Origin of the sequence: Ramlibacter sp., from assembly GCF_028292805.1 — a bacterium.
Taxonomy (GTDB): domain Bacteria; phylum Pseudomonadota; class Gammaproteobacteria; order Burkholderiales; family Burkholderiaceae_C; genus Ramlibacter.
This window is the reverse complement of sequence record NZ_JAQGLS010000107.1, coordinates 1-16472: the sequence shown is the minus strand read 5'-3', so window position 1 is coordinate 16472 and position 16472 is coordinate 1. Positions and strand designations below refer to the sequence as shown.

General features: G+C 68.9%; 15 protein-coding genes. 4 read left to right on the top strand and 11 right to left on the bottom strand.

The annotated features are described in order from the left end of the window. Together JWP65_RS06215 and JWP65_RS06210 are read right to left on the bottom strand one after the other, a co-directional pair. A partial coding sequence (locus JWP65_RS06215) for an efflux RND transporter permease subunit (protein ID WP_299761527.1) occupies window positions 1–1534 on the bottom strand: 1534 nt, incomplete at its 3' end. Between the two features lie 7 nt (window positions 1535–1541). Next, a complete protein-coding gene (locus tag JWP65_RS06210) occupies window positions 1542–2669 on the bottom strand; it encodes an efflux RND transporter periplasmic adaptor subunit (protein WP_299761524.1) in 1128 nt (375 codons plus the stop codon). A 78-nt stretch (window positions 2670–2747) separates the two neighbouring features. Here JWP65_RS06210 and hpnC point away from each other — a divergent pair, with 78 nt between their 5' ends. From hpnC to hpnE, 3 genes are read left to right on the top strand one after another with little or no spacing between them, the layout of a single operon-like run. Continuing rightward, the gene (gene hpnC, locus JWP65_RS06205; RefSeq protein WP_299761521.1) at window positions 2748–3605 is read left to right on the top strand and encodes a squalene synthase HpnC; all 858 of its coding nucleotides are present in this window, start codon (window positions 2748–2750) and stop codon (window positions 3603–3605) included. Between the two features lie 10 nt (window positions 3606–3615). Continuing rightward, window positions 3616–4458, top strand: a complete 843-nt coding sequence (gene hpnD, locus JWP65_RS06200) for a presqualene diphosphate synthase HpnD (protein ID WP_299761518.1) — start codon at window positions 3616–3618, stop codon at window positions 4456–4458. Beyond that, window positions 4455–5726 carry a hydroxysqualene dehydroxylase HpnE gene (hpnE, locus tag JWP65_RS06195; RefSeq protein ID WP_299761515.1) on the top strand — a complete coding sequence of 424 codons (1272 nt, stop codon included), beginning with the start codon at window positions 4455–4457 and terminating at the stop codon, window positions 5724–5726. Before hpnD ends, hpnE begins: the two co-directional genes overlap by 4 nt. Window positions 5727–5817: 91 nt before the next feature. Here hpnE and JWP65_RS06190 read toward each other — a convergent pair whose 3' ends face one another. Further along, entirely contained in the window at window positions 5818–6513 is a 696-nt protein-coding gene (locus tag JWP65_RS06190; protein WP_299761513.1) for an HAD family hydrolase, read from the bottom strand. Between the two features lie 17 nt (window positions 6514–6530). On the opposite strand from JWP65_RS06190, the gene hemH reads away from it, so the two are divergent. Further along, window positions 6531–7634: a ferrochelatase gene (hemH, locus tag JWP65_RS06185; RefSeq protein ID WP_299761511.1), complete on the top strand. Its 1104-nt coding sequence runs from the start codon at window positions 6531–6533 to the stop codon at window positions 7632–7634. Between the two features lie 59 nt (window positions 7635–7693). On the opposite strand, the gene JWP65_RS06180 is transcribed toward hemH, so the two are convergent. The 8 genes from JWP65_RS06180 to JWP65_RS06145 all read right to left on the bottom strand — a co-directional run. Further along, on the bottom strand, window positions 7694–8563 hold the full coding sequence (locus JWP65_RS06180; protein WP_299761509.1) for an alpha/beta hydrolase: 870 nt from the start codon (window positions 8561–8563) through the stop codon (window positions 7694–7696). Between the two features lie 11 nt (window positions 8564–8574). Further along, window positions 8575–9675, bottom strand: coding sequence for a branched-chain amino acid ABC transporter permease (locus tag JWP65_RS06175; protein ID WP_299761507.1), 1101 nt, complete (start codon window positions 9673–9675; stop codon window positions 8575–8577). A 9-nt stretch (window positions 9676–9684) separates the two neighbouring features. Beyond that, the gene (locus JWP65_RS06170; protein ID WP_299761505.1) at window positions 9685–10668 is read right to left on the bottom strand and encodes a branched-chain amino acid ABC transporter permease; all 984 of its coding nucleotides are present in this window, start codon (window positions 10666–10668) and stop codon (window positions 9685–9687) included. Continuing rightward, window positions 10665–11390, bottom strand: a complete 726-nt coding sequence (locus JWP65_RS06165) for an ABC transporter ATP-binding protein (RefSeq protein WP_299761503.1) — start codon at window positions 11388–11390, stop codon at window positions 10665–10667. Before JWP65_RS06165 ends, JWP65_RS06170 begins: the two co-directional genes overlap by 4 nt. Before the next feature lie 118 nt (window positions 11391–11508). Then, window positions 11509–12282, bottom strand: a complete 774-nt coding sequence (locus JWP65_RS06160; RefSeq protein WP_299761500.1) for an ABC transporter ATP-binding protein — start codon at window positions 12280–12282, stop codon at window positions 11509–11511. Between the two features lie 107 nt (window positions 12283–12389). Further along, a complete protein-coding gene (locus JWP65_RS06155; protein ID WP_299761498.1) occupies window positions 12390–13577 on the bottom strand; it encodes a substrate-binding domain-containing protein in 1188 nt (395 codons plus the stop codon). A gap of 159 nt (window positions 13578–13736) precedes the next feature. Next, a complete protein-coding gene (locus tag JWP65_RS06150; protein ID WP_299761495.1) occupies window positions 13737–15191 on the bottom strand; it encodes a sigma 54-interacting transcriptional regulator in 1455 nt (484 codons plus the stop codon). A gap of 156 nt (window positions 15192–15347) precedes the next feature. After that, window positions 15348–16472, bottom strand: a 1125-nt coding sequence (locus tag JWP65_RS06145) for a tripartite tricarboxylate transporter permease (protein WP_299761492.1), incomplete at its 5' end; no start/stop codon positions are given.

Genomic DNA, 16472 nt, shown 5'->3' with positions numbered 1-16472 from the left:
GCACGAAGAACACCGAGGTCACCCACGAGATCACCAGCGCCGCGGCCGTCACCGCGAAGATGGCGAAGGTGTATTCGCCGACCAGCGACTTGGCCATGCCGATCGGCAGGAACCCGGCCGCCGTGATCAGCGTGCCGGTCAGCATGGGCATGGCAGTGATTTCGTAAGCGAAGGTGGCGGCGCGGACCTTGTCGTAGCCCTCCTCCATCTTGCGCACCATCATCTCGACCGCAATGATGGCGTCGTCCACCAGCAGGCCGAGCGCGATGATCAGCGAGCCGAGCGAGATCTTGTGCAGCCCGATGCCCCAGTAGTGCATCGCCAGGAAGGTCACGGCCAGCACCAGCGGAATGGTGATGCCCACCACCAGGCCGGGGCGCATGTCGATGGTCCAGCGCTTCCAGATCGGCAGCGAGGCCGCGTCCGGCCGCCTGTGCAGGCCCAGCGCGATGAAGCTGACGGCCAGCACGATCGCCACCGCCTCGACCAGCACCTTGACGAACTCGTTGACCGAGCTGGCCACCGCCTTGGGCTGGTCCTGGATCTGCACCAGCCGGATGCCGGCCGGCAGTTCGTCGTCGATGCGGCCGGTGGCCGCGCGCAGCGCCTTGCCCAGCGCGATGATGTCGCCGCCCTTGGCCATCGACACGCCCAGCGCGATCACCTCCCGGCCCTGGTGGTGCACCTTGACCTGCGGCGGATCGACGTAGCCGCGCTTGACCTGCGCAATGTCGGCCAGCCGCAGCTGGTTGCCCGAGGCGCCGCGGATCGGCATCGCCCGCAGCTGCTCCACCGCCTCGAACTGGCCGGCCACGCGCACCTGCACCACGTCCAGCGGGGTTTGCACGGCGCCGGCCGATTCCACGGCGTTTTGCTGCCCGAGCTGGGCGATCACCTGGTTCAGGTCCAGCCCCAGCTGCGCCAGCCGCATCTGCGAAATCTCGACGAACAGCTTTTCGTCCTGCGCGCCGAACAGTTCCACCTTGGCCACGTGCGGCACGCGCAGCAGCTGCTGGCGCACGTCGTCGGCGAAGGTCTTGACCTCGGCGTAGTCGTAGCCCGCGCCGGCCTCCAGCGCGTAGATCACGCCGTAGACGTCGCCGAATTCGTCGTTGAAGAAAGGCCCTTGCACGCCGCCCGGCAGCGTCTGGCGCATGTCGCCGACCTTCTTGCGCACCGTGTACCAGACGTGGGCGACTTCGGCCGCCTTGGACGAGTCCTTGATCTGGAAGATGATCTGCGACTCGCCCGGCTTGGAGTAGCTGCGGATGATGTCCGAGTAAGGCACCTCCTGCAGGGTGCGCTCGATCTTGTCGGTGACCTGCTCGGCCACCTGCTGCGCGGTGGCGCCCGGCCAGTAGGTGCGCACCACCATGGCGCGGAAGGTGAAGGGCGGGTCTTCGTCCTGCCCCAGCTGGAAGTAGGCCGCCACGCCCAGCAGCATCAGCACCACCATCAGGTAGCGCGTCAGCGCCGGATGCTCCAGCGCCCAGCGCGAGAGGTTGAAACGACCGCGGTCGGGTTCGACTTGCATGACGGCCTCAGCGCGTGGTGGCCACTGCCGCCAGCGGGACTGCGCCCTTGTCGCGCCAGACCGTCACCTTCTGGCCCGGCGCCAGGACATGGACGCCGGCGGCCACCACCTGCATGCCCGGCGTCAATCCGCTCGAGATGACGGCGTCGTTGCCGTCGGCCGTCGCCACTTGCACGGCTTGCGACCGGACCGTCATCGTCGCCGGATCGAGCACCCAGACCGCCGTGCCCTGCCCCTCCTGCCGCAGCGCACTGGTCGGCACCTTGATCGCCTGCACGGCGTCGTGGCGCAGCGCCTGCGGCAGCACGGTCACCGTGGCGCCCAAGGGCGGCTGGGCCGCCGCGTCCAGCGAGGCCTTGACCGAATAGGTGCGGGTGGCGGGGTCGGCGCTGGCGGCCACCTCGCGGACGCGCCCTGCCACCTCGCCCTGCCCGGCCCACAAGCGCACCGCCACTGCGGTGCCGGCGCGGATCGCCATCACCTTGTCTTCCGGCACCGAGAACACGACGTCGCGGGCGCCATCCTGCGCGATCCGCACCACCGGCGTGCCGGCCGTCACCACCTGCCCCGGCTCGGCTTCGACGGCGGTGACGACGCCGGAGACCTCGGCCACCAGGCTGGTGTAGCGCGCCTGGTTGCCTTGCGACGCCAGCTGGGCCTGCACCTGCTCCAGCTGGGCCTGGGCGGCCTTGAGCGTGGCCTGGCGCCGCTCCAGCTCGGCGCCGCTGATGAAGTTCTGCTCGCGCAGCGCGTCGAAACGCTTGAAGTCCGCCGCCGCCAGCTCGCGATTGGTCGCCGCCGCGGCCACCTGGGCCCGGGCCGCATCCGCCGCCAGCCGGTAATCCTGGGGATCCAGTTGCGCCAGCACCGTGCCGGCCGTGACCCGCTGGCCCACCTCGGCCTGCCGGTGCGTGATCTTGCCGCCGACACGAAAGCCCAGCCGCGATTCGATGCGCGGCCGAACCTCACCAGAAAACTCGGAGCCGGACTGCATTGCGCTGGCCCCGACCGTGATCACTTTGACGGCCCGCACCGGCTCGGGGGCCGGCTCGCTGCGTGCGCAGGCGGCCAGCAGCGCCAGGCTGAGCAAGGGGGCGGCCCACGGAAGGCGCGAAGAGGTGGAGATGTGGAACATGGGAATAATGCGTGGCTACTGACTGACCGGTTAGTAATTTAGAAAAAGCGCACTTTCTTGTCAAGCGACAATCGCCGAGTGAGCCCTGCATCCGACGACCGGCACGCCCCGGTCGACCATTACGAAAACTTCCCGGTCGCTTCCTGGCTGTGCCCGCCGGCGTTGCGACCGCCGATCGCGGCGATCTACTGGTTCGCCCGCACCGCCGACGACATCGCCGATGAAGGACAAGCGACGCCCGCCGAGCGGCTCGCGGCGCTGGCCGCGTACCGGCGCGAGTTGCAGGCCTGCCACGACGGCGGCCCCGGCGCCGGCGGTTGGCCCCAGGTGTTCGGGCCGCTGCGGCGGGCGATCACCAGCCACGGCCTGCCGCAGGCGCCGCTGTCACACCTGCTCGATGCCTTTACCCAGGACGTCGAACAGACCCGCGACGGCGCCGGCTACGCGGATCGCGACGCGCTGCTGGCGTACTGCCGCCGTTCGGCCGACCCGGTCGGGCGGCTGCTGCTGCACCTCTACGGCGTGACGGATGCGCAGTCACTCGCCCGCAGCGACGCGATCTGCAGCGCCTTGCAGCTGATCAACTTCTGGCAGGACGTCGGCCTGGACCTGTCCCGCGGCCGCTACTACCTGCCCGCCGAGGATTGCCGCCGGCACGGCATGGACCCGGATGCCCCCGCCACCTGGCGCGCCCATCCGGCCGCGCCGGTCCTGATCGCGCAGTTGTGCCACTGGGCGCGCAGCCTGATGCTGTCGGGCGCGCCGCTGGTCCACGCCGTGCCCGGGCGGGCCGGCTGGGAACTGCGGCTGGTGGTCCAGGGCGGGCTGCGGATCCTGGACCGGATCGAGGCGCTGGGCTTCGACACGTTGCATCGCCGTCCCACCCTCAAACGCCTGGATGCGGTGCCGGTGCTGTGGCGTGCTCTGCTGATGTGAGAATCGGAGCATGACGCCGGAACACTATGTCCAGCAGAAGGCAGCCGCGTCCGGCAGCAGCTTCTACTACGCCTTCCTTTTCCTGCCGCCACCGCGGCGGGCCGCCATCACGGCCTTCTACGCCTTCTGCCGCGAGGTGGACGACGTCGTCGACGAAGTCAGCGACCCCGCGATCGCGCGCACCAAGCTGGCCTGGTGGCGTGCCGAGGTGACGCAGGCCTTCGCCGGGCGGCCCACGCACCCGGTCACCAAGGCACTGATGCCTTGCGTCGAGCCGTTCGGGCTGCGCGAGGAGCAGCTGCAGTCGGTCATTCGCGGCTGCCAGATGGACCTGGAGCAGACCCGCTACCTGGACTTCGCCGGCCTGAAGACCTATTGCCACCTGGTGGCGGGGGTGGTGGGCGAGGTGTCGGCCAGCATCTTCGGCCAGACCGAGCCGCAGACCACGGCCTACGCGCACAAGCTGGGCCAGGCGATGCAGCTGACGAACATCATCCGGGACGTCGGCGAGGACGCGATCCGCGGCCGCATCTACCTGCCGGTCAGCGAGCTGCAGCAGTTCGAAGTCAAGGCCCACGAGATCCTGCAGCGCAAGCACTCGGACCGCTTCGTCGCCCTGATGCAGTTCCAGGCCCAGCGGGCCCACGCGATTTACGACGAAGCGCTGGCCGTCCTGCCGGCGCAGGACCGGCGCGCGCAAAAGCCCGGCCTGATGATGGCCAGCATCTACCGCACGTTGCTGCGCGAAATCGAGGCCGAGGAGTTCAAGGTGCTGAACCAGCGCATCTCCCTGACGCCGCTGCGCAAGCTGTGGCTGGCGTGGAAGGTGCAGGCGCTGGGCCGCACCTCGTGACGCGGCGCGTTGCCGTGGTCGGCGCGGGCTGGGCCGGGCTGGCCGCCGGCGTGGCGGCCACCGGGGCTGGCCACGACGTCACCGTGTACGAAGCTGCCCGCGTGCCGGGCGGCCGCGCCCGCACCTTGCAGGTCAAGCTGGCCGACGGCACGCAGGCCGCGCTGGACAACGGCCAGCACATCCTCATCGGCGCCTACCTGGAGACGCTGGCGCTGATGGACCGCGTGGGCGTCGCTCCGCAGCAAGCCCTGCTGCGGCTGCCGCTGGTGCTGCGCCATCCCGACGGCGGCGGCATCGCCCTGCCGCCGTGGCCGTCGCCGCTGGACGCGGTTGCCGGCATCCTCACGGCACGCGGCTGGAGCTGGAAAGACAAGGCCTCGCTGCTGCGCGCCGCCGCCGGCTGGCAGCTGAAAGGCTTTCGCTGCGCGCCGCAGGCCAGCGTCGACGACCTGTGTCGCTCGCTGACCGCGCGCATCCGCGCCGAGCTGGTCGAGCCGCTGTGCGTGGCTGCGCTCAACACCCCGGCCGACCGCTCCAGCGGCCAGGTGTTCCTGCGCGTGCTGCGCGACGCCCTGTTCGGCCGCGGCCACGGCAGCTGGGGCGGCTCCAACCTGTTGCTGCCACGCCAGCCGCTGGGCGCGTTGTTTCCCGAGGCCGCGCAAGCCTGGCTGGAGGCACGCGGTGCGCGGGTGCGCCTGGGCGCGCGGGTGCAGCGCATCGCGCGCGACGGCATCGGCTGGCAAGTGGACGACGTGCCCTTCGACCACGTGGTGCTGGCCTGTCCGCCGCCGCAGGCCGCGCGGCTGGCCCGGGCGGCGGACACGGGCGAGCAGTGGCCGGCGCTGGCCGAGGCACTGGCGTTCGAGGCCATCACCACCGTCTACGTCACCGGCGGGCCGCGCCTGGCACTGCCCCTGCTGGCATTGCGCTGCGGCCCGGATGCGCCGGCGCAGTTCGTGTTCGACCGCGGGCAGCTGGGCGGACCGCCAGGGCTGCTGGCTTTCGTGGTCAGCGCCAGCGGCGACGACCGCGACGGCATCGAAACGCGCGTGCTGGCGCAGGCGCGCGCCCTGGGCTACGAAGTGCAGTTGCTGCAGACGGTGGTGGAAAAGCGGGCCACCTTCGCTTGCACCCCGGGCCTGCGCCGGCCCGGGATCGCCATCGCGCCTGGCCTGTGGGCCTGCGGCGATTACGTGGACGGTCCGTATCCGGCGACGCTGGAGGGGGCGGTGCGCTCCGGGCTGGACGTGGCGCGGCAGCTGGGGTAAGCCGGCACCCGTCGTCCCGGGCTTGCCCCGGGATCCGCGCGCGATCGCACCATCGCTGCATGGATTGCGGCTCGAAGCCGCAACGGCACCATCATTCAGCCAGCAACTCGCACAACTGCGACAGCGTCGTCACCGTCACGTGCGGCTCTTGCTGGTGCGGCCAGAGCGCGTCCGAGCGGTTCAGCCACGCGGCCTGCATGCCGGCATTGAGCGCGCCCAGCGCATCGAGCGTGGCGTCGTCGCCGATGTGCAGGATCTGGTGCGGCTGCACTTGGGCAGCGCCGGCGGCGGCATGGAAGATGCGCGGGTCGGGCTTGCCGACGCCGAACTCGCGCGCCGTGATGGCGGCGCGAAAAAAGCGCGCGATGCCGACCCGCCGCAGGTCGGCATTGCCGTTCGACAGGCTGACCAGGGGATAGCGTTGGGCCAGGAATTCAAGTGTGGCCAGGGCGTCGTCGAACAAGGTCACGTTCTGGCGCTCGGCGAAGAACGACTCGAAGGCCGGTTCGGCCAGCAGCGGGTCCTCGCCGGCGCGGTACAGCGCCAGGCGGATGGACTCGCGCCGCAATGCGCTCATGTCGTGCTTGAGGTCGGGCCGGTTCTGGCCCATGTATTCGCGGATTTCGCGCAACGCCCCCGGGCTGGAGAACAACGCCGCCGTCATGGGCGCGTGGTCGGTCAACCAGTCGTGCAGCGCCTTCTCGGCGCGCTCGATGGTCGGCCAGATCGGCCACAAAGTGTCGTCCAGGTCGATCGTGACGGCCTTGATTTTCCCCGTGTCGAGCATGGCGGCGAGAATACCGCATGCAAACGACGCGCGCGGCCAAGAACATCGATGTACACCACCATGGCCAAGCGGCGGTGACAGGCGTCTTGCTGTGCAACCTGGGCACCCCGGATGCCCCCACCGCGCCGGCCGTGCGCCGCTACCTCACCGAGTTCCTGAGCGACCGGCGCGTGGTGGAGATTCCGCGCCTGGTGTGGCTGCCGATCCTGCACGGGCTGATCCTGCCGTTGCGCTCGGCGAAGTCGGCCGCCAAGTACGCGACGATCTGGACCGACGACGGCTCGCCGCTGAAGGTCTGGACCGCGCGCCAGGCCAAGCGGCTGCAAGGCTGGCTGGGCGAGAGCGGCCACCGCGTGCTGGTCGACTACGCGATGCGCTATGCCTCGCCGTCGATCGCCAGCCGGCTCGACGCGATGCAGGCCGCCGGCGCCACGCGCATCCTGATCCTCTCCGCGTATCCGCAGTACTCCGGCACCACCACCGCCAGCCTGATCGATGCGGTGAACGCCTGGAGCGCCAGGCAGCGCAGCATCCCGGAGCTGCGCTTCGTCAACCGTTACCACGACGACCGCGGCTACCTGCAGGCGCTGGCCAGGCGCATCGGGAAGTACTGGCAAGAGCATGGCCGGCCGGACCACTTCGTGATGAGCTTTCACGGCGTGCCCGAGCGCACCCTGCAGCTGGGCGACCCTTACCACTGTGAATGCCACAAGACGGCTCGGCTGCTGGCCCAGTTGCTGGGACTGGACGACCAGCAATACACGCTGACTTTCCAGTCGCGCTTTGGCAAGGCCAAGTGGCTGGAGCCGTACACCGAGCCGACGCTGGTCGCGCTGGCCAAAGCGGGCAAGCAGCGGGTCGACGTGGTGTGTCCGGGCTTCACCAGCGACTGCCTGGAGACGCTGGAGGAAATCGCGCTGGAAGGCCGAGCCGCCTTCCTGAAAGCCGGCGGCCAGCGCTTCCACTACATCCCGTGCCTGAATGCCGACGACGCGTGGATCACGGCGCTGGGTGAGATCGCGCAACGGCACCTGGCGGGCTGGCCGACGCAGGAAGCCCCGGATGCGCAGGAGCTCAAGGCGCAGAAGGAACGCGCCGTGGCGTCGGGGGCGAAGGAATAACGTGGGTCGGAATGGTGTGCAAGCTGCGCTTGCGCACCGCTGCGCCTGCGCCTGCGCCGTCACAGCTGGTGCTGCTCGATGAAGCCCTGCACCAGGTCCAGCTGCTCCGGCACGTTCAGCGCCGGCGCGTGGCCGCAACCTTGCACCTCCACCACGCGCGTCAGCCCGAGCTTGCCCGGCCCGCGCACCAGCATCTCGGCGACCGCGTCCGGCAGCACCAGGTCGGACTCGGCGCCGCGCAGCACCAGCACCGGCGCGCGGATGCGGTCGTAGTGCGGCCACAGGTCGTAGTCGTTCGGGTGGTCGGTGAACTGGCGCACCATCGCCGGGTCGTAGTGCGGCGTCACGCGGCCGTCCGGCAGCCGTCGGCTCGACGTCTGCGTCAGGCGCCGCCACTGCGCATCGCTCAGCCAGCCGTAAGGCTTGTAGACCTGGCGAAAAAACGCTTCCAGCTGCGCCATCGACTCGAAGGCCGGCGGATTGCCCGCGTAGTTGCGGATCCGTTCCACCGCCGCCGCCGCCAGCCGCGGCGCGTTGTCGTTCAGAACCAGGCTCTGGATGCGCCCGGCCAGCTGGGGCTGGAAGATGCCGCCGGCGCAGGCGGTGCCGATAGCGCCTCCCATCGAGGTGCCGACCCAGTGCGCGCGCGCGATGCCCAGGCGGTCCATCAGGTCGGCCGCCAGCCGCGCGTAGAACTCCAGCCGGTATTCGTTGCCCGGGTCGGGGCTCCACTGGCTGTAGCCGCGGCCCAGCGTGTCGGGGCAGACCACCCGGAAGCGGCCCGCCAGCGCCTGGGCCAGTTCGTCCATGTCGCGGCCGGTGCGCGCCAGGCCGTGCCAGGCGATCACCGTCGGGCGGTTCTGCGCGCCCCACTCCGTGTAGTGGATCTCGCGGCCGGCGCAGGTGACATAGTTGGAGGTGGGTGCCATGCGATGCTCCCTCAGGTGGTCCGGGCCCGTGGCGCTGGCGCCCGCGGCGGCGGCTGGCGCAAGGCGCGCAGCCGGCCGACCACGCCGGACGGAAAGTAGTAGACCGACAGCACGAACAGCACACCCAGCCACAGCAGCCAGCGGTCCGGCGACAGCAGCGCCGCCAGCCACGGCACGCCGCCAGCGGCTTCGCTGCCCAGGCGCAGCAGGTCCTGCAAGTAGCTCTGGGCGACCACGAACAGGGCGGAGCCGATCACCGCGCCGTAGATGGTGCCCATGCCGCCGATGACGACGATCAGCAGCACGTCCAGCATGATCTCGAACGACAAGGTGGTGTCCGGTCCGTTGTAGCGCAGCCAGATCGCCAGCATGGCGCCGGCCATGCTGGCGAACAGCGCCGACAGCACGCTGGAGACGGTGCGGTAGATGACGACGCGGTAGCCGATCGCCTCGGCCCGGAACTCGTTCTCGCGGATCGCCTGCAGCACCCGCCCGAACGGCGAGTTGACGATGCGCAGCATGGCCAGGAACAGCACCACCGCCACCGCGAACAGCAGGTAGTAGCAGATCAGCCGGCCGTCCAGCGAGACGCCCAGGAACGGCGTGGCCGACAACTCGAAGCTGGGCGACAGCGCCTCGGGCATCTTGAACGTCAGCCCGTCCTCGCCACCGGTGAACTCCGACAGCTGCGAGGCCAGCGTCTGGAAGGCGGCCGCGAACGCCAGCGTGATCATCGAAAAGAAGATCGCCCGCACCCGCAGCGAGAACAGTCCGATGGCCGCCGCCAGCACGAAGGACACGGCCAGCGCCAGCAGCAGGCCGACGGCGAGCGCGCCCCAGCCGGCGTCCATGCGCGTGGAGGCGATGGCGATGCCGTAGGCGCCGATGCCGAAGAACATGGTGTGGGCGAAGCTGACGATGCCGGTGTAGCCGAGCAACAGGTCGAAGCTGGCCACCATCACGATGAACACCAGCACCTTGGCCGCCACGTTCAGCGCCTTGACGCCAGGAATCAGGAACGGCGTCAGTGCCAGTGCCAGGAACACCAGCAGCAGGATCATCGCCAGGATGCGGCTGCGCGGGAAGTCGTTGGAAAAGAGGCGGGTCAGCATGTCGGCCCTTTACTTGCTCAGCGCGTAGACGCCCTGCGGGCGCCACAGCAGGATGGCCATCATCAGCAGGATGTTGGAGAACAGCGCCATCTTGGGCACCAGAAAGCCGGTGTAGTTGGCCATCAGGCCGACCAGCAGCGCGCCCACCAGCGCGCCGGTGGTGGAACCGAGGCCGCCGATGATCAGCACGATGAAGATCAGCACGTTGACCTGCGCGCCCATCTGCGGCGTCACGTTCTGCTGGTAGAGGCCCCACATCACGCCGCCCAGGCCGGCCAGCGCGCTGCCGACGACGAAGACACCGATGAAGAGGACCTTGATGCGGTAGCCCAGCGACTCGACCATCTCGCGGTCCTGCACGCCAGCGCGGATCAGGAGGCCGATCTTGGTGCGCGTGAGCACCCACAGCAGCAGGCCGAACACCAGCAGGCCCACCACCACCGCGATCAATCGGTACTTCTCCACCGCCGCGTCGCCCAGCAGGATGGCGCCGCGGATGCCCTCGGGCAGCGGCAGCGGGATCTGCATCGGGCCCCAGATGACCTTGATCAGCTCTTCACCGATGATCATCCCGCCCATGGTGATCAGGATCTGCTTGAGGTGATTGCCGTACACCGGCCGCACGATGAAGCGCTCGAAGGCCAGGCCGACGGCCGCGGCCACCAGCATCGCGATCACCATCGCCGGCAGCACCGCCATCATGTTGACCCAGATGCTGCCCGACGAGGTGTAGTCGCCCATCGCTCCCAGCACGCTGGTGGCGACGAAGGCGCCCAGCGCGATGAACACGCCGTGGCCGAAGTTCAGCACGTCCATCAGGCCGAACACCAGCGTCAGGCCGGAAGCGATGATGAAGATGATCATGCCCATCGCCAGCCCGGCGACGGTGAGCGTGACCCAGGTGGAGCCCGAGCCCATGAAGGGCAGCACCAGCAGCGCCAGCCCCGGCACCAGGGCCAGCGGCTTCCAGTCGAAATCTTTCAGCATGTTCATAGCGCCAGCCCCAGCAGCGAGTGCTGCAGCTCCTCGTTCTCGGCGAGCTCCTTCATGGCGCCGGCATGCACCACGACGCCGTTGTCCATCACGGCCACGGTGTCGCCCAGACGCTTGGCGAAGTTGATGTTCTGCTCCACCAGCAGGATGGTCACGCCGCTGGCCTTCAGCTGCGCGAAGGCGTCGATCATGTTGTTGATGATCGCGGGCGCCAGGCCCTTGCTGGGCTCGTCGATGATCAGCAGCTCGCGCGGCTCGACGATGGAACGCGCCACCGCCAGCATCTGCTTTTGCCCGCCCGACAGCTTGCCGGCCGGGTGGTTCCAGAACTTCTCGACCGCGGGAAACAGCGTAAAAATCCATTGCAGGCGCCTGTCGTCCATCTGCGCCGCGCGCTTGGCGGCGCGGGCCGCCAGCAGCATGTTCTCCTTGACCGTCAGGTCGGCGAAGATGCCCATGGTCTCGGGCACGTAAGCCACGCCCAGGCCGGCGATCTGCGGCGTCGTGGCCTGCGTGATGTCCTGGCCGGCGAAGATGATGCGGCCTTGCGAGGCGCACCACAGCCCCATGATCGTGCGCAGCGTGGTCGTCTTGCCGGCGCCGTTGCGCCCGAGCAGCATGGTCAGCTGGCCGCGCGGCACGGCCAGGTCGACGCCGTGCAGGATGTGGTACGCGCCGATGTGCGTCTGCACGGCGGACAGGGTCAACAGGTTGTCGCTCATTGCTTTGCTCCCTCCCCCTCTGAGGGAAGGTCGGGATGGGGGCGCTCGGCGGTGCTGGTGGGCGCGGGGGATGCCCCCACCCCAGCCCTCCCCCGGAGGGGGAGGGAGCGAATCGGGTTCATGCGGCCTCCTTCGGGGCAATGCCAAGGTAAGCTTCCTGCACGACGGGCGAGGCGATCACCTCCGCCGGTTCGCCGTCGGCCACCAGCGATCCGTTGTGCAGCACGATGATCCGGTCCGCCAGTTCGCGCACCACATCCATCTTGTGTTCCACCAGCAGGATGGTCTTGGTCTTGTCCGCCTTCAGCTGGCGGATCAGGTTGAGGATGACGGGCGCCTCGGCGGCGTTCATGCCGGCGGTGGGCTCGTCGAACATGAACACCTGCGGCTCCAGCGCTATCAGCAGCGCCACTTCCAGCTTGCGCTGGTCGCCGTGCGGCAGGCTGGCCACCAGCTCGTGCTCCTTGTCCTTCATCGCCACGGTCACCAGGATTTCGTCGGCGCGCTCGGTCAGGGCCGCGTGGTCGCTCCAGATGCTCCACAAATTCAGCCCGCGGCGGTGCTTGCCTTCGCGCGTGGCCTGCACGGCCAGCCGCACGTTCTCCAGCACCGACAGGCGCGGGAACAGGTTGGTCAGCTGGAAGGCGCGGCCGAGGCCGGCGCGGGTGCGCTGCGAGGGCGAGTCTTTCGACAGGTCGCGCCCGCCCAGCGTGACGGTGCCGCTGCTGGCCTTGAGCTGGCCCGAGATCAGGTTGAAATAGGTCGTCTTGCCGGCGCCGTTGGGGCCGACGATGGCGGTCAGCGTGCCCGGCTCGAAGGCACAGGTGACGCCGTTGACCGCGACGTGGCCGCCAAAGCGGATGGTCAGGTCCTGGGTGGCGAGGAGGCTCATGGCTTTCGCAGGGTGCGCGATGCCTGCCCCGATCGCGCGGGGCAGGGATCAGGGGGAATGGAAATCTCGAAGGAGCGAGGCGACGACCGTCGCCCCGCGAAGTCCGCTTACCGTTTATTCCGGATCGGGACGTTCATTTCTTCGGGCTTGATTTCGCGCACCAGTTCCGGCACGCCCCAGGCGAACGCCGGGTCGGCCTTGACCTTGAAGTGGTACATGCTCTGCATGGCCTGGTGGTCTTGCTTGCGGAAGGTCATCTTGCCCTTGGGCGTGTCGAAGCTCATGCCTTCCATGGCGGGGATCAGCTTGGCGGCCGTCGCGTCGCCATTGGTCTTCTTGAGCGCCGTGACGATGGCCATCGCCGAGGAGAAACCACCGGCCGTGAAGAAGTCCGGCGGCGTCTTGAACTGCTTGTAGTGGTTGGCCACCAGCGCCTCGTTCACCGGGTTCTTCGGGATGCCGAAGTAGTAGTAGGTGGCGCCTTCCATGCCGGGAAACTGCTTGTAGGCGGCCATCGCCGGCAGGATGTTGCCGCCGGTGGCGATCTCGATGCCGTGGCGCTTCAAGTCGAGGTCGGCGATCTTGAACGGGTTGCCGGCGCCGGCCCAGACGATCCAGATCACCTTGCGGCCGGGAATGTCCTTGAGCTTGTCGATCAGGCGCTGCGCGCCGGCGGTGAAGTCCGTCGTGGTCGCAGGCAGGTATTCCTCATGGACGATCTTGGCGGTCTTGATCGATTCCTTGAACGCCTTGACGCCGTCACGGCCGAAAGCATAGTCCTGCGCCAGGGTGGCGATGGTCACGCCCGGCTTGTCCAGCGCCACGGCGTTGGAGATCGCGTCCTGCGAGCTGTTGCGGCCGGTGCGGAAGATGTACTTGTTCCACTTGTCGCCGGTGATGGAGTCGGCCACGGCGGGCTCCACCAGCAGGACCTTCTTGTATTCCTCGGCGACCGGCAGCAGGGCCAGCGCGACGCCCGAGGAGGTCGGGCCGATGGCGACGTCGGCCTTGTCGTCGGAGTAGGCGGTGGCCAGCAGCGACTTGCCCAGGTCGGGCTTGCCCTGGTCGTCCTTTTCGATCAGGACGATCTTCTTGCCGCCCACCATCATGGTGCCGCCGGTGGCGTAGTCCAGGCCCATCATCAGGCCGGTCTGGGTCTGCTTGCCGTAAGCCTCGAGCGGGCCGGTGCGGCTGTAGACGTGGGCGATCCTGATTTCCTTGCCCTGCGCCCAGACGGCGGGGGAGGCGAGCGTGGCGGCGGCAATGGCGGCTGCGACCCAGGTGCGGCGATGCATGTTGTGTCTCCTGATGATTTGATTTTGGCGGCGTGTTCAACGCACGCGTCGTGCCAGCTGCCAAGTGGTTGATCTGAAAGGGAATTCCTGCAGAGGTCGGTGCGAGTGCGCGAAATTCATACAGTTGGATTGACTGATTTCCAGACAGATGACTCCAATTCAGGCAGGAAGCTCGAGGCGCTCGTAGAGCTTGGCCCGCGAAATTCCAAGCAACTTGGCTGCTGCCAGCTTGTTGCCGCCGGTGGCTTGCATCGCCGCCTGGATGGCTTGGCGCTCGACCTCGGCCACCTGCTCGGCCAGCGGACGCAGCGGGTCGCCGGCCGGCGCCGCGCGCACCCGCGGCGGCGGCGCGGCCGGCGGCAGGCGCTCCACGCCGGCCTCCCGCAGCACCTGTGCCAGGTGCAGCTCCTCGATCTGCTGGGTCTCGCTGCGCATCGCTGCCTGCTCCAGCACGTTGCGCAGCTCGCGGATGTTGCCGCGCCACGCCTGCGAGCACAGCATGGCCAGCGCGTCCGCGGCCAGCTCGAACGGCGCCGTGCCGTTGCGCAGCGCGATGTCTTCCACCAGCACCTCGGCCAGCAAGGGGATGTCGGCGCGGCGTTCGCGCAGCGGCGGCACCCGCACCGGCAGCACGTTGAGGCGGTAGTACAGGTCTTCCCGGAACTTGCCTTCGCGCACCAGCGCGCCGAGGTCGCGCGAGGTGGCGGCGATCACGCGGGCGTCGAAGGGGAGCACCTTGTTGGAGCCGAGCGGTTCGATCTCGCCTTCCTGCAGGGCGCGCAGCAGCTTGGGCTGCAGCGACAGCGGCATGTCGCCGATCTCGTCCAGGAACAGCGTGCCGCCGTCGGCCAGCTTGAACTTGCCGTCGCGGCCCTTGCGGTCGGCGCCGGTGTAGGCGCCCGGCGCCACGCCGAAGAACTCGGCTTCCAGCAGCGTGTCGGGCACGGCGGCAATGTTGATGCTGACGAAGGCCGCGCGCGCGCGCGGCGAGGCGGCGTGGATGGCATGCGCCAGCAGTTCCTTGCCGGTGCCGGTCTCGCCCAGCAGCAGCACCGGGCTGGACGACTGCGCCGCGCGGCGGGCCTGGCGCTTGACTTCCAGCGCCCCCGGCGAGCTGCCGACGAAGCTGGCCAGGGTGTACTTGCTGCGGCGCTGGCTGGCCAGCTCGCGCCGCACGTCATCGAGGTCGCGCTGCAGGTTGGCGAACTTGTGGATCAGCGGCTGCAGCGTGGTCTCGGGATGGTCGAACAGCACGATGCCCAGCGCCCCGATGACGGCGCCGGCGTCGTCGCGCAAGGGGATGCGGCTGACGACGAAGGTGCCGGCCTTGTTGGACAGCAGGTCGATCAGGATCGGCTTGCCGGTCTGCAGCACCCGGTGCATCTGCGTGTTGTGGACGACGTCGGACACCGGATGGCCCACGAAGTCCTCCACCCGCGGAAAGCCCAGGGCCGGCAGGAAGCGCTTGTACTGGTCGTTGATCCACACCACCCGCGCCTCGCGGTCGACCAGCAGCATGCCTTCGCTGGCGTTGGCGAACAGCTCGAACATCGAGCGGGCGGCGAGCTCCAGGATGCGCTGCCCGTCGAGCGGCAGCGTTTGGTCGGATGGCATGGGGCGATGGTAGCGGGGGCTGCCCCGTGTTCCCCGGGGGAAAGCACTTAGCTGATGCGCCTGCATCCCGGTAGGTGTGCAGCTTGCTGCGCACCTGGCGGCGGTGGCTGGTGCGCAGCAAAGCTGCACACCCTACGGGGCTGAGGCTTGCCTCGCTCAACTCCCCGAGTACGCTTCATCCACTCTCCTGCCCCGCAGCAGCCGCGGCAGCACCAGCACCGTCAGCACGATGGCCAGCAGCACCGCCGACATCGGCCGTTGCACGAACACCAGCCAGCTGCCCTCGCCGATCGACATCGCGTTGCGCAGCTGCGCCTCGGCCAGCGGGCCCAGGATCATGCCGACGATGACGGGCGCGGTCGGGAAATCGTAGCGCCGCATCAGCACGCCCAGCAGGCCCAGGACATACAGCAGCACCAGGTCGAACGCGCTCTGGCGCATGCCGTAGACGCCCACCGTCGCGAAGATCAGGATGCCGGCATACAGCGAGTGGCGCGGGATCTTCAGCAGCTTGACCCACAGGCCCACCAGCGGCAGGTTCAGGATCAGCAGCATCACGTTGCCGATGTAGAGCGAGGCGATCAGCGCCCAGACCAGTGCCGCCGAATTGGTGAACAGCTGCGGGCCGGGCTGGATGCCGTAGTTCTGGAAGGCTCCCAGCAGGATGGCAGCGGTGGTGGAAGTGGGGATGCCCAGCGTCAGCAGCGGCACCAGCGTGCCGGTGACGGCAGCGTTGTTGGCGGCCTCCGGGCCGGCCACGCCTTCGATCGCGCCTTCGCGACCGAACTCCTCCTTGTGCTTGGACAGCTTGCGCTCCACGCCGTAACTCAGGAAGGTCGGGATCTCGGTGCCGCCGGCCGGAATGGTGCCGAACGGAAAACCGATCGCGGTGCCGCGCAGCCAGGCCGGCCACGAGCGACGCCACTCCAGGCCCGTCATGTGCACCTTGCGGTAGGAATTGCGCGTGGGCTCCACCCGGCCTTCGTACAGCACGTTGTAGAGCGTCTCCCCGACGGCGAACAGGCCCACCGCCACCAGCACGATTTCGATGCCGTCCATCAGCTCCGGCAGGCCCCCGGTGTAGCGGGTCTGGCCGGAGATCTGGTCCAGCCCGATCAGCCCGATCGCCAGCCCGATGAACAGCGCCGCCAGGCCGCGCAAGGTGCTCTTGCCCAGTACCGCGCTGACGGTGGTGAAGGCCAGCAGCATCAGGCAGAAATACTCGGGTGGCCCGAGCTTGACGGCGAACTGGGCGACCAGCGGCGCGAACAGCGTCACCAG